A 24,042-nucleotide genomic window follows, 5' to 3' on the forward strand; every position below is an offset into this window, starting at 1 on the left:
CAACAGAATGGCCAGTACGGAGTCTCTCTCACGAACTATCGTGGACACGGTCACAATCAGTCGTGAACTCCGCGAGGAAGGCCAGATAGACGGCCGGGTCAAACTCCACAACGTCGACGACGAGGCAAGGCCGACGCGTCGACCTTCTTCGACCGTACTCTGATGACCCATAGCTCTGCGAGGCATTCGTCGACCTCCGGGACACCCACCCTCAACGGCGACGCCAACTACGGGAGCCACACATTCTACGGGCCGTACGGTTCAGGGGAAGTCCCACCAAATGGTCGTCATGTAACACTGCCTCACCCCATCGAAAGACATGAATCACTGAAGAGTTGGTGTATCAGTAGCCCGTGATCTGACCATGATGGAAGTTGTTAATTTCGAGAACCAACTGTCCACGTCAGTGGTTATAATACAGGGCCGAGAGGATGCCACTCCATGGAATCAGGCAAAAAATCTCTTGAAGAACTGACTACCGCCGGTGTTTTCCACATTCCAGATTACCAACGATATTACTCATGGCGAAAGTCGGAGTGGGACGATCTCTGGACGGATCTCTACACCCTGCCTGAAGGGAAGCAACACTACTTTGGCACAGTCATTATCCAAAAGACGACTCGGAAAGAAAGGGCAGAAAATATCGAGGGATATGGTGGTAGCACAACCAAGCGAATCAATCTCCTTATCGACGGACAACAGCGTCTGACGTCTTTGACGTTATTGGTGAAAGCAATCAGTGAGTGCCTCAGAGATATCGCTCCAGAAACAGAGCACTCTGACGCAATTCTCAATGACGTGGAGGAAATGGAGGAAAAGTTCCTCGTTGAGGATAACATCTACTTCCTCAAGCTACTTGACGAAGAGGACTGGAAGTACCTCAAACGGATAATAGAAGAGAACCCGCAGCGCGACCCCGAGCGCCCCTCTCAGCAGCTGATGGTCGATGCTAAGGAGTACTTTGATACGTGTCTCGAAGAAATCCGCGAGGATCCAAGTCTCAAACCTGTGGATGTTGCCACGAGACTCCGGCAGCTCTGGAAGTCGATACTGAATCTGGAACTCATGGTCTATGTCGTGGATGAAAACAGCCCTGAAAAGGCGACACTCATCTTCGATAGCGTCAACGACCGTGGCCGGGCACTATCTACCTTCGATAAAACGAAGTCGTTCTTGATGCGGATGGTGTACCTCGCTGCACAGGACGAAGACGAGGGGCAAAAACTCATTAATCGAATCCGGGATGCGTTTGGGGAGATGTACAACGATCACCAGCGTATGCTAAATTCACCATATGTTGAGGACATCAGTGACGATGCCGTGCAGCGGTACCATTTTATGACATTCTTCGACTGGTCAAAAAGAGAAGATCATCAGACACCAAGGTTTCTCGACCTCCTCAAGGCTCACATTCGGAATCTCCGTGAAGAGGATCCCGATGAGTGTCTGAAATACATCAGTGATTACACTGATAGTCTTGAGAACGCGTTCGATGCACTAGGAGATATCCTATCTCACCGTGACAATGACGATATCGCGGATTTGATCGACCGTATTCACAAACTCCGACACGCGACAAAGTTCTATCCTCTCCTTATCAAGGCATGGCCCCAATTAGAAGAAGCCGAACGAAGAAGCCTACTCGATGCTATCGAGACGTTCATTTTCCGGGTCTATTCGATTGGTAATCATCCCAACTACACAGGTCGTTCGTCAGTACAGACGCTGGCTAGAGACGCTGACAAGGAAAGCTCGCTGGATTTCTGGATCCGAGAGATAGTCGAGATAATGAACCAGTACGAGGACGATGCCCAATTCCGACGAACACTTTCGTTATCTGATCTCTATACAAAGAGTTCTTCACAGGATCTTCGATACCTCTTCTACTTCTACAATGAGCATCGGGCTGAAGAGGAGGGTGAGAGCGGATCGATTTCATTAGACGAAGCTATGAGTGATAAATACACCATCGAGCACATCTGGCCTCGGAACCCCGAGGTCTTACCAATCGATGAAGAAGGCGAGTACGCAAGCGCAGAGCAGCGGTATGACGCGTACATCGATCGGCTCGGGAATCTCACCTTGGCAAGCCGCTCATGGAACTCTACTTGGGGAAATGTCGAATTCGATAAGAAGCGGGCTAGCGGGTATGAGAAATCGAAGCTCTGGGCGCAGTGGGAGCTCCAAGAGTACGACGAATGGTCGATTGATGCCATTGAAACTCGAGGACGAGAGTTGGCAGAAGAATTCATAATTGAGGTCTGGGAGACACCGGAAACCCGCTTTACAGATGTCGATACTCCCGAAGACACTATTTCTGAACTCACGGAGGAGGAACAATACGTGTTCCAAGCACTCTGCAAGTATTCAGATGGACGCGCTCGTCGAGTCATACATCGTAAATCGACTGAGCTGGATGGGTCGCCCTTTACAGACCCTGAGAGCAGCAGTGAGCGGGGCCGGGTTGGTACGATTCTGAGCAGGCTTACCAAGCTAGGTCTAGCCGAAAGACAAAATCGTACATGGTACCCTAGCGATGATGCGATTGCTGCTCAGTCCAAACTGCTCGGGTCATAATTGGCAGGATATTTGTGTGGTTTCCAACGAGAGGTCATCACCGACTACCCTGCCTGATTCGTCTTGTGGCCAAGTGTGTCGGGCGAAGTTGATAATTTGACCACAGTATTTAAGCGATACACATACACCACTCTTGATAACATGGCCAGCACGGAGTCTCTCTCACGAACTATCGCGGACACGGTCACGATAAGCCGTGAACTCCGCGAGGAAGGCCAGATCGACGGCCAAGTCAAGCTCTACAACGTCGACAACGAGGACGAGTTCGAGGCCGACGCGTCGACCTTCTTCGACCGCACCCTGATGACCCAAGGGCTCCGCGAGGCGTTCGTCGACCTCCGGGACACCCTCAACGGCGACGCCAACTACGGGAGCCACATCCTCTACGGGCCGTACGGCTCCGGGAAGTCGCACCAGATGGTCGCTATGTACCACTGCTTCGCCTCGCCGACTGCCGCGGGCGAGTTCGCCGACCGGCACGTCGACGGCTTCGGGGACGCGTTACCCGACGACGACAACTCACAGGCGATCACCGTCTCCCTGCAGGACTACCAGCCGGACTATCTCTGGGAACCCTTCTTCGACGCCCTCGACTACGACCCCGGCACGTACGAGAGCGGTGGCTATCCCGACCGCCAGACCATCCTTGACGCCGTCGGCGACCGAGCCGTCGCCTACCTCGTCGACGAACTGGAGGACTGGTTCGAGCCGCTCACCGGCGACCGGAAGAAGATGAACCGTGGCTTCCTACAGGCGCTCCTCGAAGCCGCGGACGACGACAACTCCGACCTCTTCGCGTTCGTCTCCGTCCTCCGCAAGGGCTCGGAGGTTCACAACATCCTCGAACGGGAGAACGCGTCCGAGGTCAATATGAACAGCAAGGTGAGCAAGCGCGAGGTGCTTCGCCACCGGCTCATCGACGACATCGACGAGGCCGCTGTCGCCGAGATCGTCGACGGCTACGTGGACGCGTACGCGGACAACGACCATGTCCCGGACTCAGACATCCCGAGCGACCTCGCACGGGACATGCGCGAGTCGTACCCCTTTCACCCCGTGCTCCTGCAGGCCCTCGAAACCCGCTACTACGCCGACGAGGGCAACCAGAACACCCGCGGGATGATCTATCTCTTCTCGAAGATCCTCACGACCGCTGCAGATCCTGAGGCCGACCCGGACGACGCGGACGCTGCGCTGCTCATCGAGGAGACCGACCTCGTCACCCACGGCGACATCGACGCGGTCATCTTCGAGGACGAACTCTCGCGAATCAACTTCGACCGGCCGAACGTCTGCATCGAGGACATCGAGAACCGTGTCGACCCGGACAAGATCCCCTACGGCCGGCGCATCCTCAACACGATCCTCCTCTACAGCCTGAAGCCAGACGAGGGCGAGGGCGCGGGCAAGGCCGAGATCGTGATGGGCTCCTACGAGACGGGCAATCTCGTCTCGGACATCGTCCTCAACCTCGAACAGCTCTACGGCGTCGCGTGGTACCTCCACAAGCTCAACGGCAAGTACGCCATCCGCGACCGCCAGAACCCCAACGCGCTCATCCAGAACAAGGCCAGCGAGGTCGACGAGCAGGTCGCACTCGAACAGATCGCCGAGACGGTCACCGAGGTGTTCGGGCGGAACGCGTACCCCGCCGGCTTCACCGAGGGCGACCTGAAGCAGGTACCCGACAGCCGCGACATCAAAGTCGTCGTCAAGGCCGACAAGTGGACGCAGGAGGACATCGAGACCGTCATCAAGAACGCCAGCGGTACGCCCGGCCGTGAATGGCGCAACACGCTGGTGTTCGTCCAGACGAAGGGTGACAAGGCAATCGAGTCCGGCACGGGCTTCATCGAGAAAGCCCGCTACATCGAGGGGGCCAAACTCGTCCTCAGAGACGAATCCCTCGACGACGAGATTCGCTCCTCGGTCGAACGCCAGCGCGAGGACGAGCGGCGTGAACTCCGCGACCGGGTCGAACTCGCATACGGTGAGATTATCGACGGCGACGACCTCCTCACCGACTTCGAGTTCGCCGCCGAGATGGATCTCGACGTGTTCGTCTCCGACGGTGAGCCGTTGAACGCAGACGGCATCGCCGCCAGCGTCTACGCCGAGGGAATCGACCTCCAGCGGTTCGTCTGGGAAATCGTCGAAGACCTCCTCGACCGACGAGGCGAGGCCAGTATCGAGGACGTCTACGAGCAGTTCCTCCGCCAACCGACCTACCCGATCCCCGGTAGTCCCGGCGATGTACTGGACGCAGCTGTCGAGGCCCTCGCCGACAAGCCGGTCATCACCCACGGCTCGAACGGGTTCTCGGAGTCGCTGAAGGGCAGCTCCCTCGACACGACGATCCTCCACGAGCGCGACGTCCAGCGATGGACTGTCGACGACGTGGTCGACGAACTCCGACGCCGGTTCGGGAGCGGCGAGAAGTCCATCGACGTCGGAAACTTCGAACTCGAACTTCTCGAAGACACCGAGGTCTGGCTCGAAGGAGACAGCCACGACACGGTGATGACCGCCGTCGGCATCCTCGGTCAGGACGACAAGTACGTCCTCTACAGCGGCACGGACATCGTCACGAAGGCACAATCCGACGCAACAATCCGTGACACCTCTGACGCCGAGCGAATCGGCACCCCCGAAGTGCGAGGTCGAATCCGCGACGCGTTGGAGTCGAGCGGTCGCGCGAACACTCGCCGAATCCTTGAGGATATCCGCCGCGACGACACAGTGTACCTCTCGGCGGACGACACCGCTCGCTCGTTCCGCGAGGCGGTGAACGACTTCCTCGTCGACGACTACGTCATCGACATCGACCGCGAGTACTTCGACTCACTCGACGACCGAGACCCGACCGACGTGACCCTCGTCCCCGTCGTGCCCGATGACGTCGGCGAGAAGATTATCGAGTACATCAGCGGACTCGATGGCGGCGAGGAGTTCACCGTCGGGAGCGTGACCGACCGGTTCGATGCAACCGTCACAGAAAACGCTGTCCAGACGTTCCTCCTCCAACACCTCGGACGAGACGCCGAGCCAGAGTACGTCATCGCCTCCGACGGCTCGGGCGACCCGACGCGTTGGTCACCCGGCTACCAGTTCCGTGTTCCGAGCGGTGGCTGGCGGTTCGTGTTCAACGGCGACGACGTGGCCGAGCTGCGTCGAAAGTGGCGTAGCGAGGAGGACTCTGGCGAGGTCACGTATGGAGAGGTCAGATTCAAACTGAACAACCGAATGGGGATTCCCGGCCCGCTTCAAGGAACCGCACGCGTCAAAGAGACGATGACGAAGCTGACGCTCGAGTCGGGCGAGGACTTCACGAAGGTTCGAAAACTGTTCGAGGAGATGCCCGACGAAGCGTCGAGTCTCTCCGTGGAGATCAACTTCGAGTAACAATGCCAGACCCCGGCCAACTACCCGGCGAGTACAACATCGTCGTCGAGGACGAGTACGACCTCTTCGACCACCGAGTCCCAATCGAGGAATTCGAGGAGATGCTCCGGGAGAACGACGTGCCAGACGAGGTGTGTGTCGTCGGTCTCGGAGCAGTGTTCGAGGACGAAGAGGCGGTGAACGAACTCTCGCGGTTGATGAATCGGAGCGCGAACAGTCTCGAAACGAGGCACCCGCTGCCGACCATCCAGTTCGCTGTAAAGGGGTCGTTTCAGCGCCGACAGCGTGACTTCGAGCTACAGGCTGGAGGAGATCTCTTCCGACTGAGTCGGGTCTTCGGCCCACAAATAGACCGCCGAAGCAGCGGTTGGCTTACTTCACCGTTTTGAGACATACGTACCCTTTAGCCGCGTTTCACCGAGATGTGGTTACGAACTGAATCATAGTAGCCGGAAGTCACCGACCATAGAGACTTGCGTGGGGCTTCCGACCTCGTCACGCGTTACGAAGTACAGGTCGATTCGGCCCTCACGTTCGTCTCGTCGGAAAACAGGTACACAAGTGGTCGAGTCAGGCGACCGCTTCCCACAATGGGTCTCGATTTGTTTTCGAGTCCACTGACCCTCATGCTCGAGGTCAGATCGTGATTTATGTTGAAACGACAATGTATCTGCGGCCGCGTTCACCACCCGAAGAGAGAACTCGTGGACGTTGCTGAAGTCGAACGGGCCATCTGGTTCAGTTAGCCGCTTCAGGTCAGAGATGTCGTGCTGGTCGAGACAGAGGGCGTGTTCCCTGACGGCCCTGTAGACATCCAGAGCTGGATAGTGTCTCGCGAGAACGTCGTGCAGGTACTGCTGAATGCCCTCGTGATACTCCCCCAGTGAGAAATACTGGCTGTCGGGCGAGATGACCTGCAGCTCAGCACCAGTCTGTGCAATAGCACGGGTGCGTGGTTCGTTGAGTGGCGTCAGGAACCCCATCCGATCCGTTGTGAGCAGGTACGCGTAGCTGAAGAGCCGTGACCGGGAGCCCCCACTCTTCACTGGATCCTTGCCCTCGGCATAGTACTTCGAGTCGAGGACAGCTAACGTATCGTCGCCTTCCTCGACAGCGTGATCCGGCTGGTGGTACACCTGCGCCTCGTCCTCGAATGGTTTCACCGTCGGTGAGCGCACGGCGGAGACGTTCTCCGTCTGGTCGAGCCAGTCGTACCCCTTAATCGCGTCCAGTTCGACCTCGATTGCGACCTGCGAGTACTGCTCGAACAGCGACTCCATGTTCAGCACGTAGTCCACGACGAGTTCGCGGTCTCCGTGCATCGCGGGTGTCCCCAGAGACGATGCCACGATCGCCTTCGAGACCTCGATGGCCTGCTGGTAGTAGTGGCGCTGTTTCGGGAGGTCATGAAGTGAGAACCGTTGGTACTCGGGGATCCGGCGTCGACCGCTACCCACGTCCAACTTCTCCAAGTGTCGAACCTCCTGATGCACCTGCGAGAAGATGTGGTAGTACGCTTGGTGATCGTACTCGTCCTCGTACTGGCTGAACAACCGGAGGAGGTGTGTACCGGCGTAGTGGAGCAGGGAGTTCGCAGCGTTATCGTATTCCACCTCTTTCAGGATGCAGTGTTGCTGCGCCCGGCCCTCGGCCTGATTGATGAGTGACTGCTCGACGTCGATAACACCGCGAGGCTGTTCGAGATCTGCCCGACGCGTCTCCAGCCGCCGGACGAATCCGTTACGGTGAATCGATTCGAGTCCGTTGAGGTAGTTGATGGCCAGAATCAGGAAGACGTCTTCGAGGTCGACGTCCTCCGTGCGGAACTCGGACAGTGGGATGCCGTGATACTCGACCGATCGCTTTCGGCCGTGCACGGCGAGCAGCATGTCGAAGATGTAGTCCCAGTCGATCTTCGGTTCGATTCGGAGCTTCGACCTCGGCGTTAGGCTGACGATTCCGACGTTGTCCCGAGCCGTGACGTGCATCACGCGTCCGTCGAGCCGGATTCGGACAACCCGGTACTCATCGTCGCTGTCGTCGAGCGACTTCTGAGTCTTGACGTAGATGTTGTCGGCTTCCTGCTCGAACGACGCTCGGCGAAGTTGCTCGCCGATCGTGGGAGGGCAGTTCTCGATCCGAATCTGGCCACGCTCCGGGATGCTGAACGTGCCGGGTTCGTACTCGTACGATTCGACAGGCTCGGCGGTACTCATTACTGGTACGAGCCCATCTGCCGTTGTTCGGCCTCCAACTCTCGGCTGGCGAGTTCCGCCGCCGGCCCGAGTTCGAACCGCTCAAAGGACTTGTTCAGTGCTCGGTAGTGTTCCTCGATTTGCTCGATCTGGGGGAATGCCGCCGAGTTCAAGAGGCGCGGCACGATGAACGTACGAAATGCCTGCCCAACTGCCTCCTCGGGCTCGTCCATGTACAGGCTCTCATCTTGGAGCGCCTCGTGGAGGAAGATTGTGACGTCACGGTAGTGCATCGGGCCGAATCGCATGATTGGGCCACGCGATGCTTTCTCCGAGCCGTGATTGATGCCGTCGAAGTCCGCCTCGAAGAGGTCAAGTAGCTCTCCGTTGTCGAGTAGAGGAATGTCGCCGAGGTAGTCGTCGATCCACCCCTCGAACAGCGACCGTCGGTCTTCGTCCTCGTACTCGTCGAGTTCGACCATCGCGAACCGACGTGTGATGGCGTTATCCAGTTCGTTGACCGTCCGGTCGGACATGTTCATCGTGCAGATGATGCTCACCCGCTCGTCCAGCTCGATGGTCTCTCCGTCGTCGGTCTCGATGAGTGTCTGGTTGCGGTTCTCGATGGCAGTGTAGAGCGGCCCGAAGATCTGTGAGATGTCTGCTCGCGTGATCTCGTCCAGTATCACGGCGTAGGGGATTTCGAAATCGCGAGCCCGTTTGACGCCCTCCGAGACGGCACCAAGCTCCGTCTGATAGCCTAGCGAGCGAACACCGGTGGAACCCGTGAGCTTCGGGCCAATCCCGCCGATGATGTCCTTGGCTGTCCACGATGGCGTTGCGGTGTGGAGCGAGTAGCCGACACAGTGTTGGAGGGCGAGCTGCTTCGCAAAGGTGGTTTTCCCGGTGCCTGTTGGGCCGTAGAGAACGACTGGTTTCCCCGTGCGAAGGGCGGTTCGAGCGTTTCGTTCTACGTCATCGGGAACCAATATGCGCTCCGGAGTGTCGTCACCTCGAGTGCTGACCGTTCGCTTCAGTCCTTGGGACGCGTGGGGTGATTTGAGAACGGCCTGTCTGATGATCCCGACACCTTGGTCGCCCTCGTGGTACTTGTCCAATCCCTGTTCGCGGATGAGAAACTCGAGAACGTCGCTGCCGTTGGCATCTTCGACAGCTTCGACCACCTTGTCCGGGACGGCACGGAGGACGTCGAGATTCTCCTTCGCGTCCTCTACCGTGTAGTTTCCCGCGGAACCATTCATTTCTTGTTTGATTTCATGGTAGCTTGATAAAAGCGTGCCTCCAATTGTTTCTTCAACCTACACGCAGCCTGCGCACACACCCATTTAAGACAAGACTGGCTTTCTCGGAGACGGAATATGAGCGATATCCCGGACATCGAACCCACAGAAGAGGACGTAAAGATGCTCGTATTTATGAAAGAGTTTGCAGCCCTGCTCAACAGATACGGACTCACACAAGCGAACGATGATTCTGAAGTTCCACACGAGCGAGCGGCTCACGTGATGATCAGCGAAGCCCATGACTGGTATCGGTCTGGGCGACTAGATGTCGGCGGAGACTCGTTTACAGGTTACTGTGAAATCGTACAGGAGGCGAACTACGAAGCCGATGATATAGAGGATGAATATTCTGCAGACTCATAGCAGGGTTCTATAGCCTGAGCCTATCCGACTGGGGGACTCTCCGACCCCTGAGGATGTGTTCAGTTCATCAACAAATCACTGCAATAACCGCGTCAACACCTCTGGATATATCATTGGGTGTTGTTAGCTGTGAGTAATGCCGAAAAGCGGCGGATGCAAGGTTGATCGTGTCAGTGACAAATATGCGTTATTGGATCTCGATGATAGAATATTGACACGCCGAACAGAAGATGGTGCAGGAGGGCGAAGACTAGCGTCATATATTAACCATTGGTTGCTCAGAAGGGCAATGTTCTCCGAGGGGATGTCTGTAATCGACGGTGCCGAAAGGAACTACTATCGACTACTGACCGACGATGACGTAGCTGAAACATCACGCAATGATGCCCGCCGAAGACTTCGTCTAGCGGGTGTTGATGTTGAGGAGGTGGAAGACGATTTCGTATCCCACAAGGCCGTATATCATCATCTGAATAAGTGTCTCGGAGTAGATACGAGCCGCAACTATACCCCAGATCTCAGTAAAGGTCTTGTCGACATTGAGAAATTCATAGGTCGAATAAAAATTGTTGTTTCAGGCGAAATAAGTCGGCTCAGTAAATACGGTCGTGTTGCAATCAGCGAACCAGATGTTATCGTCTCAGTTAAGATTCGGTGCAGTGACTGCGGCCGCTCACACAATATCGTTCACTTTATGCGCAACCCCAAATGTCATTGTATTGGTAGTTCCTCCGATTTGACTGAGAGTGAGTGAACATATCCGGAGAAAGATGTTTGCGATTCTGCGTGCTTCACAGTTCTAGTTTAGCCATTCTTGATGAGAGAAATACCGGGACACAAAAGTGGAGTAACCACCCATAACCGGGCAGTGACTCTCCCTGAATCCACCACCGAAGTGGCAGTCGCGATTGCCCCTTTCGGGGCACGCGTATAATAGAACACCCGGGCGAAAAAGGCTGCCCCGGGGGTATTTTCGCCCGTTAGCGGTTAGCGTGCTGAATTGAGGACGATGAGGGAGGCATCACGCTCCCCGCCGAGTCGGCTTCGAGCGCATCACCGTCAGCGAGGTAGTCCACCTTCTGACGCTCCCTGTCGAGCACCTCGGGACTGAACTCGCCCAAATAGTGCTTCCTGAACGTGTCCCAGTCGTGCCACCCACCCCACGACATCACGACCGAGGGAAGAACCCCCTCGCCGAGGATGTGGGTGGCCCACGAACGGCGGAGGTCATGGACATCGACGCGAGACCAACCCTCGTCCTGCGTCCGCTCCTCGATGCGGTCGGTCGCCCTGTTGAGCCACCGATACACCGTCCGGTCGGAGACCGAGACGAACGGGTCGTCTCTATCCATCGCAGTGAGATCGGCCATCGTCTCCATCTTGTCCGCCAACAGGTCGGGAACCGGCGGTTCGCGGTAGTGGCCCTTCTTCGCCACATCCTCCCAGACGCGGAGGTGGTAGTTCTCCTTCTCCGAGGTGACCAAGTCCGCCGGCGTAATCTGGACGATCTCCTTTCGACGGAGGCCACACCTCGCTGCGAGGGAGAGTGCGATGTGCTGTTCGGTGTCTTTTGCCTCGTCGATGACCTGCTCAATCTCGTCGGTCGAGAGCCAGACGCGTTTCCCCTCTCGGTTCTCGTAGGGTTTCATTCGCATGTTGTCGAACGCGGGGTGTCCGCGTTATGCAAAAGGAGGACGTTTTGGGTAAGTGCTCCCCAGATAGAGGGTGGTGAGCAGCGGTCGGCGGGGTGGTTTTGTCCTCGTTCACCGGAATCCCGGACACACACTTCAGCGAAACTCTCCTGCTTGTCCGAGCTGCCCAGTCGATGAGGGACAATTAACACACGGTGTGATTCGACCCTACGCCGAGGAAGTATCGGTTGCGATTCAGCTCAAACCAGATATTCAGCAATTTCGGCCTACACAAATGCGATAACGCACTCAAGGCCGTATTCTCGGATAGATAGCTCTTGCTGGAACGTGCAGGCTAAGCAATTCACTTGGCAAAAACGCCCTCAATTACCCACAACTTTATACACGTGCGGCACGTGGCCCAAAACATGGCGGAACTCGTTAAATTAGATATCTCGGGCAAAAATCCCGCTGCACACGCCCGTCGCATCTTAGACCAATACGATGACGTGGAGGACATTTCGTCCATCACCATCCAAATCAACACCCCCGACAAGGAAGGTACCGGGGGTAGCGTCCAAGTGCCCACTTCAGCGTTCACGGAGGAGGAAGAGAGCAAAAGTGAAGCCGAGACGAGCATCACCGATGAATCATCATCGAAGGAACAAACCACCGAAGAACGCGAGGCTCGGAAGGAGGAGAAACGAAAGAAAGGTACAATCAAGCCGAACACTAGCCACCACCGCGTCCTTCAAAAACTCGCTGAACTCGGGGAGAGCGGGAAGATCCCCGGGAGCGAGGTCAAAGAGAAGGTCACGGGTGTCTCTGACTCCAGTGTTTATCCAGCGCTGACGCAGCTCTGGGAACGCATGCTTGTCGACCGCGAACGCGTCGACGACGTGGCGAACCCCTACTACAAGTATGAACTCACCGACTTCGGACACCAGCAACTCGAAGAACTCGGCGAACCGCAGGAGGGCGAGTGAAGACATGAACGTCGTGGACAAGGACGACTACGTCGAACTCCTTCTCGCACACGCCAGTCAAGGAACGTGGGAAGTTACCGGCCACGTCCGCCACCGCACCGACAACGAGGCCATCATCGATGTCAAATCACCAGCCCATCTCGGTGTCATCACAATCTCCGATCTTGGCCCGTGGGATGAGAAGCTTACCGCGTTCCGTGATCAAACATCAATACGTATCGGTTCAGTCGAGGTTGTTCGCCTCCTCAAGATCACATCTCTCCAATCCTCCAATCGACGATTGAGCGCCACTGTAGGTGATAAATGACCTGCCCTATCACAACAGAGACCGTCGTTCAACATATTCACACGTAGTATCTATGCCAGAGCAAGCACCTGATTTGCCCTCGGTCTTCCTCACCCTCCTTGTTGTCAGCATCATCGTGTACACCGGAATGCTCCTTCTGAACGCGACCGCTGAAGCCAGTACCATCTCCGCTCCATTCCACTCGGCTGAGATTGCTCTCTCCAATTCGCTTGGTATCGCTCTACTCCTTGCCATCCCCTCAGGTATTGCGACAGTCATCGGCTATCTCGTCTGGTTCTCCGGCCGGTAACTCTCGTAGTCATGTCGTGACCACGCACGCCCATACGAGATGAAGAGTACTCACCCCGGATGCGGCCCCGACAATTGATCGTGCTTGGCCCCGTCGAATCGCAGCACGCGAAATTCGTCCTCTTTTGCCTCTCGAAGAGAGCCTTCGTCACCTCGAACAGTTAACTAGCAAAAAAGTCAAGACATCGTATGAATTCCCACGAGGGAGATGGGTAGATGGTCGACACACCACTTGGAGTCGCCAGCGGCATCGTCATCGGTGCGACTGGTGGGATCCTCGTCCAACGCTACCGATACCGACTTGACCGCAAACAGACTGTCAAGGAGTGGTTCGGCGACAGCCTTGGCCTCATCGCACGCGTCGAACACCTCGGACGACGGGTCACCGAGTTTCAAACAGAGACGAACACCGAGACACTTCGCTCGGAACTGGAACCACTCTCCGAAGAAATCAAGGAACACGCCGGGAGGGCACCCGATGGCGTACCGCCGGAGGCCCAAGAACGGATGAACAATCTCGCCAACATCGCCAATGGCCTCGTCATCATCACCGAACAAGGCGACGACTCGTCACCCACGGAACTCCTTTCCATTCTCCAAAGCACCGCCAAACAGCGCGACGAGCCCAATCCTGACATCGAACAGGTCAACCAACTTATCGCCGGGATCGACACCGAAGCCATCCACGAGAAACTCCCCACGGAGGAGGTTGACTACGACGAGGAGATGCTGGACGACATCCTCGGCGAGCTAAGCGAAGAAACGCGAGAGACGATGCAGATACAGTCTGTTGAGGACGCGCTCAACTTCGACTTTGGAGTGGCGAACGAAGTCGTGGACGGTCTCGATGTCGTCGACGATGTAATGGATGGCACGATGCGTGAATACGTCCGAGTCTGGACTCTGGACGTTACGGAAGGCCTCTACGACGAAATCGAAGCTCGCCGAGACCGCGTGTGATCTTAAGACGCATTAAACCCAGTACGCGGTTGCCACGAATCCGAAAATAACGGACGGCAGCTGAAGACCACAAGAGCCACACACCGACAAATTGGGTCGCCAGACTCGGCAGTAAGACACGCTTGCCGAGGCACGCGAGAGGCTCGACGCGTGAACCCGGAGAAAGAGCAACCAAATTAGTCGCGGTCGAAGTCAAATTCTTCAACACTCATCGTTGGCATCGGGTCGTTCTCCATCAGCTGCTTCACACGCCCGAGATTTTCCCGCACCTCGCGTATCTCCTCATCGTGTTCGTCAAGCTGCTGCTCTGCCTCAACGATTCGTTTCTTTACTTTCCCGTACGTCTCCTCAAACCGCTCCAATCGTTGTTCGACTCTGTCAAGCCGCTCTTCAATATCCTTCGAGCTCTCGTCACGCTCCACGTCGGCGAGTAGGGCCTCACCCGCATCGGTGTTGGTCGCTCTGCGTGGATCCAAGGGGCCACGCGTCTGTGTCTCCTCGTCCGTCCATGTCTCGACGAGGCCACGCTCTTCGAGCTTGTCCAGCCTATAGTGGATGTGCTGGTTCTTCGAGGCCCAGTAGAGAGCCTCTCGAATCGTCGTCACGGTCGGCCGAGGAAACTGTTCCACGAGTTCGAGCACTCGCAGATCTCGATCGGCAAGGTCTGTTTCGTTCGTCACCTTCACTCGTACCTCTGGCCCCATAACATAAAATATCTTACAAAAAATTAGATTCCTCCTCCGAATTCAATTTCTATTTCAAATTTCAACTCTATTTGAAGCCGACCGGTGCGCCGTCAACATATAGAGGGGGAGTCTCGCCGGTAATACTCCCGGGCCGCATGGCCTCAATGCCGAGCAAGGTACTCTTTGAAAAGGTGACCGTGCCCCGTATCTCTCGGGATCATAGATATCAATCCCGACAAATAACATCGGTTCACTGCTCCACTGGAACTGTAGGGGGTTCCTCGTCGCCGCCGAAGGCCGAATTTGCATCGGAATCCACGCTTTGTGGGTATTTGATTCATCACGCGAACCAAGGGTAGAATTCTCTTGAGACCGTTTAGTGGGGACAGAGCCTTTGGCTAATCATCGAAATACACTGGGGTATTTTACTAATTAGAATTGTCTCGGGGAGACGAAATCAAGCATTAGAGAAAGTGTAGTACAGCGAGGATTAAAATAGAAGATAGGTTTGGTTCCCTCGGGTTAAAAGCTATATAGAGGGTGTCATAGAAGAGTTCTCACACCGTGATCACGGTGCTACCCGGATTGTCTCCGCGTTCGTAGTTGGTGATTGCGACGACGAGGCGAAGACACAGCGCAAGAAACACCTGCGCTCGTGCGTGGACGCGGCCTCGGGCGTGCGTTCGCCCGAGGCCGCAGTCCTTCACTGATTCGTTGGTTCGTTCAACTCCTGTGCGGCGATTGTACGTCTCATCCAACGTGGACTGCTTCAACTGAACGTCCTCACTGTGTTGTTCGATGCGGTCTTCGACCCTGTACTCGATATCTTTCGGCTCGTCGGTGTTTCGCGCGTTGTACGGAGCGACTGGCACGACCCCTGCGGCCAGCAGGTGGTCGTGCCAGTCAAGCGTGTCGTAGGCGCTGTCACCGACCATCCAGATCGGCTTGGCGACGGCGAGCGCGTCACGCGTGACGCGCATCGCCGTCTCCTCTGGCGCTTGTTTGCTCTCGGTGAACTCGGCTGCAATCGGGATCTTTTGCCCGGTCGAGACGATCGTACAGCCGTAGCCGTAGTAGTACTCGTCGTCGGTTGGATCATAGCACTTTGACGCGTCCTGATCGGCAGGCATCGCCCTCACGTCAGTTGAATCGATACAGTAGGTCAAGTCGAGCAGGCCGCGGCGGGCGGCCTGCTCGACGAGTCGGTTAAAGACCTCGTCAACGACGTGTTCGAGGTCGGTGAGAAACCGATCGACCGCGTCTCTCGACGGCGGTCGATCGAAGCCACAGCTCAGCCAAACGACCGTGTTCCGAAGCTCTCGTTCAACGGGACGAATCCCGTAGATGTCGTGGTAGTAGCAATGGAGGAAACCACGCATCAACTCTGGTGGTTCGTGCTCTCGTGTTCGCCCCGTCTCCGCCGGGGCGAACACGTCGAACTCTTCGAGAAACTCGAAGGAAAGGTGTTCAAACAGCGCCAGTGTCTCGGTCTCCGCGACATTGAAGAACGATTCTACCGAAGGATCATCCTGCAGGGTCGCTGAACTCATCCACCTCAGCGTTCACCCTGCTCTTTGGTGTGGTAACCGTTCTATGACACCCTCTATATAGGGTGGCCAAATTTGAGAGGATAGTGCCAGTCATTCACGACTACACAGATGGATCCGGCATATATCTCAATAGCAACATCGATGGTTCGTTTATTACTCTACAGGCAACTCCGGCCGCAGAGTCCTTTCTACGTGACTTAGGGTACACAGACAGCGACAGTGTCAGTTGGCAGTTGATTAAACCGCTTTGGGAGCAAGGGCATATCTATACTGGAGGAAGCGGGAAGACCGCTGAGGTGGCTGATATTACGAAAAGCCAGCTTAATTCCAGTTCGCTTAATCGAAGGGAGAAAGACAAGCTTGAGGAGTTCCTCTCTAATGACTCCCTGAGTGTCGATGTGCCGAAGGACATCCACGGTGCCCTGAGGAAGTGGAGTACTAACCCCAACTACAGCAATAAAGAGACAGCCGAGTTTCTTGACGGAGCTGCTAATCAAGCAGGTACGATAAAATCGATCAGACACCTCGCTTGGGATCTCCCGATTAACGTTAAGGAGGCCCGGATGTCGGGTAGCGGAAATCCCGTGTATTCGTTCAGTACAGGCGGTCGCAAGTGGACGGCTACTGACCTCCGCTGGATTGATCATCCGTGTGACTGGGTGTTTACCGTCTGCCCGGGAGATGGGTTTACACAACTGTTCAATATCTCACCGAAAGGAGTTGACTGGGTAGCCGTCGATAACGGAGAATTTCAAGAAAAGAACGTAAGGGACGCACTGCTTGTCTATGCCGACGTTGTCTGGTTCTGTAATGAGGTTTCGGGGCACCACCCCGAAACGTCATCGTGGGATCTCACTGACAGAGTTCCCGAAGAACTCCCAGACGAGTATCTCGCCGCCGTGGAGGAGGTATCTACAGCAGCGACAACAGGTACACGAGACGGGGAGACGGAAGGCATCGTCCTCTCGTTCGACGAGAAGGAGGGATACGGGCGTCTGCAGACAGTGGACTATCAAACTATCCCGTTCAGTGAGCAGGAGTATGATGACCCGGATGAACAGTTCGAGTTGCAAGAGGGATTGGCTGTGTCATTAAAAATACAACCACATCGAGGAACCGAGTATGCATTCGACATCGAACCAACTAGGTTCGATGGCAAACACCTGTTCGTCCACGGCCTGCCTCAGAATGACGAGAATGACTCCAGTTTTGCGGATACAACTTCAGGTTCAGATACTGAGATTCCCGAGAAAGTCCACAATACGCTTGCCGACTGGTGCGGTGATACCGATGACATTCGCTTGGTGGAGGAACAGGTAGCAAAGTGGGTAAATCAAGAAGGTGCCCTATACGAGTCAGTCAGAGACTTTGAGTCGTGCGATCGAATCGTGGTCAAATCATTCACAATCACAAGAAATGGAACGCCTCGGTACCAGATTGGGTTTCAGGAACAAGGAGTCTCTGACACGTGGGAAGTGACTCACGACATCACTGAGGGGCCGATCAAGCTCGACATCAAACTCTTCCCGTCACAGGCACCGGTACAGGAAGCCCGGTTGGCGGAGGGGCTTGTCGAGTACTGGAGATTGGCTCCTCTCTCAGAGGAGCTCAACAGTGGAGAACAGTTCAGAACAGATCCGCGAATCCGACGCCACCGATATAACCTATGTCGGAGCCAGTCCGTCCGTTTGTTCAAGCGCCTCGTTCGCGATCTCGAAACCGTGTCGCTTGCTGTGGATGTTAACCAGAGTGAGTCTCATATCGACTCTATTCCTGACGTTGAGAGACTCAACAACGGTGAGTAGATTCAATACGTAGAATTATTTGCACTCGCACACTTCGGCGAGGAACTTTTCCAACAGCCGCGTGAAGGCATCTGGCTCGTGCATCGGTGCTAAATACCCTTCCTGCAGCCACCGGAGCTCGGCATCTACGCGTCCCGCTATTTGCTCAGTGTGCTCGGCGTTGTATAGTGACAATCAAAAATAGTTGCTCATATTTGAAACAGAGACACGGTCGAGTGCTTTGTCGATCGCAGCGGTAAGCTCGTCGAGAGAATCAAAGAATCGGTTGCCGAGAGCTTCTTTCAGTTGTCTCCAGCACTCTTCAACTGGGTTCAATTCAGGTGAATACGCCGGCAATCTCACGAGGGCAAGGTCGTCACGGGCCGTCAAGTCCGTGACGGCCGACGCCCGGAAGTATGGCGCACCATCGAGGACAACGATTAGATTTCCTTGGAATTCTTCACACAGTGCGAGAATGAAATGCTTCGCGTGTTCGGCGGTCACGTACTCCTCGAATCGGGAGAAGAAGCGATCACCGTTCTCGGTGATCGCGCCAAGCACGCACGTCCAATCACGTTGGCCAGAGAGTTCGACCGACGGCCGCGTGCCGCGCGGAAACCACGCGGCTCAGTTCGTACAGATTTCTTGGTTTGGTCGATACAGACTACCGTGGCGTCCATCTCTCGTCGCTTTTTTTTTTGAGTTTTTTATAGAACTCGTCTCGGTCGTCAGGCTCAGCTTCGGCGGCTGTTCGACGAGGCTTCTGATAACTCAATCCCGCTTCTTTCATCAACCGCCGACAACTGGGGATTGAGTAGTCAACGTCGAACGTTTCTTGGAGAAATTCGTCGAGAAGCGCCGGCGTCCACGCCGGCGCGTCAATTCCTGCTTCGGTAGGTGGCTGCTGGAGCGTTTGTTCCAACTCTTTTTGTTGTTCTTCGGTGAGTTTACGCGGTCTTCCTGACCGGTGGTCGTCCTGAACAGCCTGCTCAAGCGGCTCTGTTTCGAGCCGCTTGAGCCAGCTGTAGATCGTTCGTCTCCCCACACCGTACCACTCAGCAAGTTCAGTTTGTGTGACGCCGTTTTTGTACGCTATCGCCGCAGTCAGCCGCTGTGTCGGCTTGTTTCCCTCAACGTTGTTGAGTGCGCGTTGAAGTTCCTCGACAGAAATCTCGTCGGGATGATCCATGAATAACCACTAGTGCTTGGGTAGAAAGTTCTAACGCTTACTATATTCGTCGTTGCCATGAACGATGAGCTCGACTCGTCGTACGCCTCAACGTGCAGCCGCGTCCGGCGATAGGTGCTCTCTAGCATCGATTTTGCCCTTCCTCGAAGGGTACTGTGGACGCCTTCATCTGCAGGAGGCTGGGCAACCTCCTCGTTGTGATCAATCGCACGCTCAAACCGCTCGGAGTACAAGAGTGCCTGACACATGTACAAAAGGTGGCAAAAGAGGGAACCGAACACGAGCATCCCCGGCGAGCGTCAGTTGTGGGCAGAACCGGCCAGCACCAGCCCATCGGTGCGTGTCTCGTACGCCGCGGCCGCTCTGATCACGACGTATCCACGCATCAAGTGACAGACGAGGTGTACTTCCCACCTCGTCGAGAATGTCGCTGACGTCGTCGACTGCACGCCCGAAGTTGAAGTCAGCGTTGGGACGGTTACCATGCGCTGGCAGGTTGATGGAGACGACGCGGAAGTCGTCTGCCAGCAGGTCGACGTGCGGTTTCCACGCGTCTCGGGTCTCACCAGCAGGATAGAGCAGTACGACCTGAGGTCGTCCTCTTCGCCAACATCTGCCGTCCACTTCAGCATACGAAAATATGGAACATTTGACTAATCAAATAATCAAAAGTATCGATAAGTCGTAGCACAACAGAGAGTAGTAATCGTGCAGTATTATTGATAGGATGGATTTTAGCAGTCGGCTATACCACGACCAATATGACCCAAACACGGGAGGCACTTGACCTCGCCATCGAAACGACGGCAGAGTCATTCATGCGGAACCCGGCCAACTACAGCGACGAACGGGCACTCGCAGAGGATGTTCGGCGACGGGTGTGTTCGGTAATGACACCAGCATCAGTCGGGACAGTCATCGTCGAAGAATCCTCCCGCGCCAGCGGCGACATACCCGATCACGAGGCATACACCGCCCGGTATCGGGACGTTACTGAAATCGACCGCGTACAATGTGAGGTGGGGGGCGTCGACTTCCCATTCGGAGGCCGCGAGCGACTCGACTTGGGAGTGTTTGCCGACGGCCTGCGAATAACCGTCATCGGCGGCACACAGGAATTCGCTCCGACAGACTTGATCGGAGCAGCCGAATTCAAGTACGTCAAGAATACCAACTATCTTCGGTACCGAACGGATGACGACGCCAGTAAGTATCGGGACATCGCAGACGACATTGAGCGGCTGGGAGAGTTGCCCGATGGCATTGATCGTCGGTGTGTAGTTTTCGCCAACTACAATCTACTTCGTCGAGAGTCGGATGCCGAGGCCGAGCGAAAGTTGCGCGAGCTGGCCGAGGAGTGTGGCGTTGGCCTTCGACTCGTCCTGCCAGCCACTCGCAGCTCATGGAGTGAAAGCGATGTCTCTTGAACTCAGTCGTGGGATTAAATAATATAGAATTATGAAATATCATCGGTATGCCAGCTTGGGTGGAAGGAGAAGTCCGAAATCGCCTGTGGATGTGGCTTGAGGAAGAACAGGGATACAAAGTTTGGCCAGAGGTGGAACTGAAGGAGGGAAAGATCGATTTGGTAGCAAAGACTCCAGAGGAGGATTATATTGGATTTGAAACCAAAGGCTGTCCTAAAACCTCCCCATCCATATTAAAACAGCTTAAAAGGTACATGGAAAGTGAATACCTTGACAGAGTCTATTTTGTCTCTAATAATGTTGAGTATTTAATTGACCTATTTGAAGACACAAACGGAGAGGCTTTTATTGATTGGAAACTTGGAATCCCAAGAGACTGCGTAGACCTCGGTATCGAACTTGCCTCACCGGATGTTGACAAACCAGCGATTGAATTAGTTGAAGAGTGGGTGAACGGGGATTGGAATTTTCAATCGCTGGTTGACGAACTCGGTATAATACACGTCCCAATAGATGTTAGACGTCAAGATGAGCACCGGACAAAAATCAATGAAATGTGTGAATCTATTCTCGCGTCAGAGTTGGGACAAGAACCAACAGTAATTCGGGAAGCTGAAAGGATCCCAAGAACAGGCGTTCCGAACACGTTACAAAACGAGGTTTGGCTTCATTATCGGTTATGGCGGGAATTTGGTGGACTAGTGGAAGGAGCGATTCCGAATCCAAATTCCGGCTACGGTTCTAAGTCTTTAAATATCGATTTAGTCACTTTTGAATCTGCTGAAACGGCAACAGAGGCGCTTCAGACAGATGGAGAAGTCATCGGTGTTGAAGCTAAAACAGAAGAAGGGCTGAAGAACACAGATAGGTTGCGAGAACAACTGGAGAAGTACAAAGAATCAAGTGTTCTCGATCGGATATATCTTGCAGTTCCTGCATCGGTCAGCGGACGGGCAAAGAAGATCATAACCAGTACGGGCGACATCGGCGAATGTGTCGGAGTCATTGGAATACACGATAATGAAATAGAAGAAGTGAGAGAAGCAACACCCCTTAGCCCAGAGTTTGATGGATACGGAACCGATGAATACCCGTACTATGTTGGATATGGCAACACGTACATTCCAGATATGCCAGATCCAAACACTATATATTCAAATTAACCAGACTTTTATCTTGTTCATATTGTCCAAGAGTTAGTAGCCGTCACAGACCGCGAGGAGTAGTTGTAGTAAGCGACGAAAATAATCAGGAGACAACAGGAGTACTCGCCAGTGATAGCGTTAATCGAACAACCAACCAGCGTGATGGTGTAACTACTCGTAGTCGTCCTCGAAGTAGTCGCGTAAGACCTCGGCCTTCTCGTCTTCGTCGAGTTCGACGTAGTGTTCCTCCAGCACCTTCTCGCTGCAGTCGACCCGGCGACTGATGGCCCACGGTGGGATGTCGTTCTCCATCATACGCGTCAACGCACCCGAGCGGAGAGCGTGGGGGGCCATGCTGGCCGGGCAACCGTACGCCTTGCTCTTCGACTGCGCAGCCGAGCACGTTTTAGGGTCGCGATCTTCGCAGGGACAGCCGTCTTCGGTCAGGCATGGACGCGTGACCGAGTAGCAGAGATCGCGGAGATACTGCTTGTGCCGCCGTCCCGTGCCGTCTTCGTTGCAGAAGAGCGGCGTCCGACCATACTCGTCTTCGACGTTGTCCGGGCGATCAGGCCGCTCAAGGAAGTCCTCGATGGCGTCGACGACAGTTCCGTGGATAGTGACCGTGCGCTCGCCGACTTTGCCGTTCTTGAGTGTGGTGCCCTGATCGGGACGGTGGCGAAGCCGGATGAGGTTCTCGTCGAAGTCGATGTCATCGACGTCGATACCGTGGGCAGCACCGATGCGCATCCCCGTCGACCAGATTACCTCGTGGAAGATGTGGCGCTCACTGGCCCACGCGTACTTGCGAAGGTGGTCACGGATCTGATTGCCGCGTTCAGTCGGGAGGTGTTGCGACCGTTGTCCCTCCCCATCCTCGAGGTTCGGTGACTCCGCAAACTGGTGCATCCCGTCCGGGAGTGCGCCATACGATTCGAGGTTCCGGAAGAACACGCGAATCGTGTCCATCTGGGTTTTGAGCGTCGTTTTGGCAACCTCGTTGCTCCGCTTGAGCTTGTAGTCCTGAATGTGGTGACGCTTGAGTTCGGTGGTCTTGCAGATGCGAGGCCCCTCGTCTTCTTCGGGCTCGAGAAGAGCCTTTGGCGTGAGCCACTCGATGAAGAGACTGAGACGGTACTGGTGAGACTCGATAGTAGCCCGGCGGCGGTTGTTGGCGCGCTGAATATCGGCGTGCTTCTCAAGCGCACTGTCCCACGTGAGCGGGATGAGATCGCTGTCGCGGCTGCCGTGCGGGCTGTCGATGCTCATTCGCGAGCACCTCCAGTATCATCGCGGTTGTTCTGCGTCGATTCGTGCCGTGGCGGGTTGTGTTTGCCGTTCATCTTCAACCTCCAGCCCCCCGGTATCCAGTCCTCATATAAATGGTTCTGCGCCGAGGCTGGGATCGGTGATCTCAGCAGGTAGGAACCTCAACGCCGGCAAATCCGCATTACTGTCCGGATGATTTCGGCTATTTGCAACGGAGTAACCAGCTGCGAATTGGCATCGGTCTCGATCCGGCTGACCAGCAGGACGGGCAGAATTTTAAGTGGTATGAGATAATAGAAACATGTGACGCGACAAACGGTTTCGTCACGGCTTGTGACGGGTATTTTTCCTCTCGGATAAAGGTAATTGGGCAGACACGCGGCCTAACCAATCCCCGATATCGTGCCTGCAGCGCCCATCTTTTCACGGCTCGATTCGGCGCAAAAATGAAACACCTGGGAGAGCCGTCTATTCGCCGGATTTCGGGCGATGCGAATTTTTCGGCGAACCGCGCTCAAACAATACAACTCCGTCACAACTCGCGTCCCTTCGCCGTCCGTCGATTTTGCTCGCAAACGGAGGTGACCTGGATTGAACGCCGTTCCAGGTCATCACATCGAGTATCGCTGCGGGAGCTGCAAAGAGTGGTGTCTCGTTCCTCACTCCGAACCGCGCGCTAAGTATCACGAGTGCAACTCGTGTTTCCGCGTCCCCGATCTCGATCGCGAGCGCGTCGATCATCGACTCACCTCGCTGCTCTGGCTTCATCGGCTCGCGGCTGCTGACCTGGCTGGCTACATCTGCCCTTCCCCTCCCTCCCCCCGTGAAACGCGGTCGCGCCAGCATGACCGAGTGGCGACGCAACGGACTCGGCCCGGAATGGCCGACCGAAGGGAGGCCACACGCCCGGTAAGCCGTACCGTCGGCGCGAGGGATTCAACGGTGGGAGGTGGACAGACGTGAGCGTCCTCGTCTTCGC

The 24,042-nt window shown here is 55.5% G+C and carries 19 protein-coding genes and 1 pseudogene; 13 read left to right on the top strand and 7 right to left on the bottom strand.

Features of this window, described 5'->3' with window-relative positions:
• Nucleotides 1-7: 7 nt before the first annotated feature.
• From NKJ07_RS07175 to NKJ07_RS07190, 4 genes are all read left to right on the top strand, one after another.
• Nucleotides 8-163: a hypothetical protein gene (locus tag NKJ07_RS07175; RefSeq protein ID WP_318569903.1), complete on the top strand. Its 156-nt coding sequence runs from the start codon at nucleotides 8-10 to the stop codon at nucleotides 161-163.
• Between the two features lie 278 nt (nucleotides 164-441).
• Complete coding sequence (locus NKJ07_RS07180) at nucleotides 442-2,577, top strand: DUF262 domain-containing protein (RefSeq protein WP_318569904.1); 2,136 nt, start codon at nucleotides 442-444, stop codon at nucleotides 2,575-2,577.
• A gap of 141 nt (nucleotides 2,578-2,718) precedes the next feature.
• Entirely contained in the window at nucleotides 2,719-5,979 is a 3,261-nt protein-coding gene (locus tag NKJ07_RS07185) for a DUF499 domain-containing protein (RefSeq protein WP_425504747.1), read from the top strand.
• Between the two features lie 2 nt (nucleotides 5,980-5,981).
• Entirely contained in the window at nucleotides 5,982-6,368 is a 387-nt protein-coding gene (locus tag NKJ07_RS07190; protein ID WP_318569906.1) for a DUF8076 family protein, read from the top strand.
• A 51-nt stretch (nucleotides 6,369-6,419) separates the two neighbouring features.
• On the opposite strand, the gene NKJ07_RS07195 is transcribed toward NKJ07_RS07190, so the two are convergent.
• The gene (locus NKJ07_RS07195; RefSeq protein WP_318569907.1) at nucleotides 6,420-8,195 is read right to left on the bottom strand and encodes a 5-methylcytosine restriction system specificity protein McrC; all 1,776 of its coding nucleotides are present in this window, start codon (nucleotides 8,193-8,195) and stop codon (nucleotides 6,420-6,422) included.
• The gene (locus tag NKJ07_RS07200) at nucleotides 8,195-9,436 is read right to left on the bottom strand and encodes an AAA family ATPase (protein WP_318569908.1); all 1,242 of its coding nucleotides are present in this window, start codon (nucleotides 9,434-9,436) and stop codon (nucleotides 8,195-8,197) included. The genes NKJ07_RS07195 and NKJ07_RS07200 overlap by 1 nt, the downstream gene beginning before the upstream one ends.
• Before the next feature lie 117 nt (nucleotides 9,437-9,553).
• Between NKJ07_RS07200 and NKJ07_RS07205 the strand changes: the two genes are divergently transcribed.
• Together NKJ07_RS07205 and rdfA are read left to right on the top strand one after the other, a co-directional pair.
• On the top strand, nucleotides 9,554-9,841 hold the full coding sequence (locus NKJ07_RS07205; RefSeq protein ID WP_318569909.1) for a hypothetical protein: 288 nt from the start codon (nucleotides 9,554-9,556) through the stop codon (nucleotides 9,839-9,841).
• A gap of 136 nt (nucleotides 9,842-9,977) precedes the next feature.
• Complete coding sequence (gene rdfA / locus NKJ07_RS07210; RefSeq protein ID WP_318569910.1) at nucleotides 9,978-10,595, top strand: rod-determining factor RdfA; 618 nt, start codon at nucleotides 9,978-9,980, stop codon at nucleotides 10,593-10,595.
• Between the two features lie 226 nt (nucleotides 10,596-10,821).
• Here the strand turns inward: rdfA and NKJ07_RS07215 are convergent, their stop codons facing one another.
• Nucleotides 10,822-11,496, bottom strand: a complete 675-nt coding sequence (locus NKJ07_RS07215) for a site-specific integrase (protein ID WP_318569911.1) — start codon at nucleotides 11,494-11,496, stop codon at nucleotides 10,822-10,824.
• A 404-nt stretch (nucleotides 11,497-11,900) separates the two neighbouring features.
• Here NKJ07_RS07215 and NKJ07_RS07220 point away from each other — a divergent pair, with 404 nt between their 5' ends.
• The 4 genes from NKJ07_RS07220 (at nucleotide 11,901) to NKJ07_RS07235 (ending at nucleotide 14,013) form a co-directional block, all read left to right on the top strand.
• A complete protein-coding gene (locus NKJ07_RS07220; RefSeq protein WP_318569912.1) occupies nucleotides 11,901-12,458 on the top strand; it encodes a hypothetical protein in 558 nt (185 codons plus the stop codon).
• 4 nt (nucleotides 12,459-12,462) lie between these two features.
• Nucleotides 12,463-12,765, top strand: a complete 303-nt coding sequence (locus NKJ07_RS07225; protein WP_318569913.1) for a hypothetical protein — start codon at nucleotides 12,463-12,465, stop codon at nucleotides 12,763-12,765.
• 52 nt (nucleotides 12,766-12,817) lie between these two features.
• Nucleotides 12,818-13,054: a hypothetical protein gene (locus NKJ07_RS07230; RefSeq protein WP_318569914.1), complete on the top strand. Its 237-nt coding sequence runs from the start codon at nucleotides 12,818-12,820 to the stop codon at nucleotides 13,052-13,054.
• Between the two features lie 215 nt (nucleotides 13,055-13,269).
• Nucleotides 13,270-14,013: a hypothetical protein gene (locus NKJ07_RS07235; RefSeq protein WP_318569915.1), complete on the top strand. Its 744-nt coding sequence runs from the start codon at nucleotides 13,270-13,272 to the stop codon at nucleotides 14,011-14,013.
• 176 nt (nucleotides 14,014-14,189) lie between these two features.
• Here the strand turns inward: NKJ07_RS07235 and NKJ07_RS07240 are convergent, their stop codons facing one another.
• Nucleotides 14,190-14,699, bottom strand: coding sequence for a hypothetical protein (locus NKJ07_RS07240; RefSeq protein WP_318569916.1), 510 nt, complete (start codon nucleotides 14,697-14,699; stop codon nucleotides 14,190-14,192).
• A 557-nt stretch (nucleotides 14,700-15,256) separates the two neighbouring features.
• Nucleotides 15,257-16,249: a transposase gene (locus NKJ07_RS07245; RefSeq protein ID WP_318569917.1), complete on the bottom strand. Its 993-nt coding sequence runs from the start codon at nucleotides 16,247-16,249 to the stop codon at nucleotides 15,257-15,259.
• Between the two features lie 83 nt (nucleotides 16,250-16,332).
• Between NKJ07_RS07245 and NKJ07_RS07250 the strand changes: the two genes are divergently transcribed.
• Complete coding sequence (locus NKJ07_RS07250; RefSeq protein ID WP_318569918.1) at nucleotides 16,333-18,054, top strand: hypothetical protein; 1,722 nt, start codon at nucleotides 16,333-16,335, stop codon at nucleotides 18,052-18,054.
• 174 nt (nucleotides 18,055-18,228) lie between these two features.
• Here NKJ07_RS07250 and NKJ07_RS07255 read toward each other — a convergent pair.
• Nucleotides 18,229-19,222: pseudogene (locus NKJ07_RS07255) on the bottom strand (IS630 family transposase).
• A 761-nt stretch (nucleotides 19,223-19,983) separates the two neighbouring features.
• Here NKJ07_RS07255 and NKJ07_RS07260 point away from each other — a divergent pair.
• Together NKJ07_RS07260 and NKJ07_RS07265 are read left to right on the top strand one after the other, a co-directional pair.
• Complete coding sequence (locus NKJ07_RS07260) at nucleotides 19,984-20,649, top strand: hypothetical protein (RefSeq protein WP_318569919.1); 666 nt, start codon at nucleotides 19,984-19,986, stop codon at nucleotides 20,647-20,649.
• Between the two features lie 59 nt (nucleotides 20,650-20,708).
• Nucleotides 20,709-21,812 (top strand): hypothetical protein, encoded by a 1,104-nt coding sequence (locus NKJ07_RS07265; RefSeq protein ID WP_318569920.1) that lies wholly within the window; start codon nucleotides 20,709-20,711, stop codon nucleotides 21,810-21,812.
• Between the two features lie 153 nt (nucleotides 21,813-21,965).
• Here NKJ07_RS07265 and NKJ07_RS07270 read toward each other — a convergent pair whose 3' ends face one another.
• Nucleotides 21,966-23,063 (bottom strand): tyrosine-type recombinase/integrase, encoded by a 1,098-nt coding sequence (locus tag NKJ07_RS07270; protein WP_318569921.1) that lies wholly within the window; start codon nucleotides 23,061-23,063, stop codon nucleotides 21,966-21,968.
• Nucleotides 23,064-24,042: the final 979 nt, after the last annotated feature.

The sequence above is a fragment of the Salinigranum marinum genome, assembly GCF_024228675.1.
GTDB classification, from domain to species: Archaea; Halobacteriota; Halobacteria; order Halobacteriales; family Haloferacaceae; genus Salinigranum; species Salinigranum marinum.

Excerpts from the sequence above, each read along its gene's own strand:
- NKJ07_RS07175 (WP_318569903.1), top strand. The coding sequence starts at position 8 with ATGGCCAGTACGGAGTCTCTCTCACGAACTATCGTGGACACGGTCACA.
- NKJ07_RS07180 (WP_318569904.1), top strand. The coding sequence starts at position 442 with ATGGAATCAGGCAAAAAATCTCTTGAAGAACTGACTACCGCCGGTGTT.
- NKJ07_RS07185 (WP_425504747.1), top strand. The coding sequence starts at position 2,719 with ATGGCCAGCACGGAGTCTCTCTCACGAACTATCGCGGACACGGTCACG.
- NKJ07_RS07190 (WP_318569906.1), top strand. The coding sequence starts at position 5,982 with ATGCCAGACCCCGGCCAACTACCCGGCGAGTACAACATCGTCGTCGAG.
- NKJ07_RS07195 (WP_318569907.1), bottom strand. The coding sequence starts at position 8,195 with ATGAGTACCGCCGAGCCTGTCGAATCGTACGAGTACGAACCCGGCACG.
- NKJ07_RS07200 (WP_318569908.1), bottom strand. The coding sequence starts at position 9,436 with ATGAATGGTTCCGCGGGAAACTACACGGTAGAGGACGCGAAGGAGAAT.
- NKJ07_RS07205 (WP_318569909.1), top strand. The coding sequence starts at position 9,554 with ATGAGCGATATCCCGGACATCGAACCCACAGAAGAGGACGTAAAGATG.
- rdfA (WP_318569910.1), top strand. The coding sequence starts at position 9,978 with ATGCCGAAAAGCGGCGGATGCAAGGTTGATCGTGTCAGTGACAAATAT.
- NKJ07_RS07215 (WP_318569911.1), bottom strand. The coding sequence starts at position 11,496 with ATGCGAATGAAACCCTACGAGAACCGAGAGGGGAAACGCGTCTGGCTC.
- NKJ07_RS07220 (WP_318569912.1), top strand. The coding sequence starts at position 11,901 with ATGGCGGAACTCGTTAAATTAGATATCTCGGGCAAAAATCCCGCTGCA.
- NKJ07_RS07225 (WP_318569913.1), top strand. The coding sequence starts at position 12,463 with ATGAACGTCGTGGACAAGGACGACTACGTCGAACTCCTTCTCGCACAC.
- NKJ07_RS07230 (WP_318569914.1), top strand. The coding sequence starts at position 12,818 with ATGCCAGAGCAAGCACCTGATTTGCCCTCGGTCTTCCTCACCCTCCTT.
- NKJ07_RS07235 (WP_318569915.1), top strand. The coding sequence starts at position 13,270 with ATGGTCGACACACCACTTGGAGTCGCCAGCGGCATCGTCATCGGTGCG.
- NKJ07_RS07245 (WP_318569917.1), bottom strand. The coding sequence starts at position 16,249 with ATGAGTTCAGCGACCCTGCAGGATGATCCTTCGGTAGAATCGTTCTTC.
- NKJ07_RS07260 (WP_318569919.1), top strand. The coding sequence starts at position 19,984 with ATGACCCAAACACGGGAGGCACTTGACCTCGCCATCGAAACGACGGCA.
- NKJ07_RS07270 (WP_318569921.1), bottom strand. The coding sequence starts at position 23,063 with ATGAGCATCGACAGCCCGCACGGCAGCCGCGACAGCGATCTCATCCCG.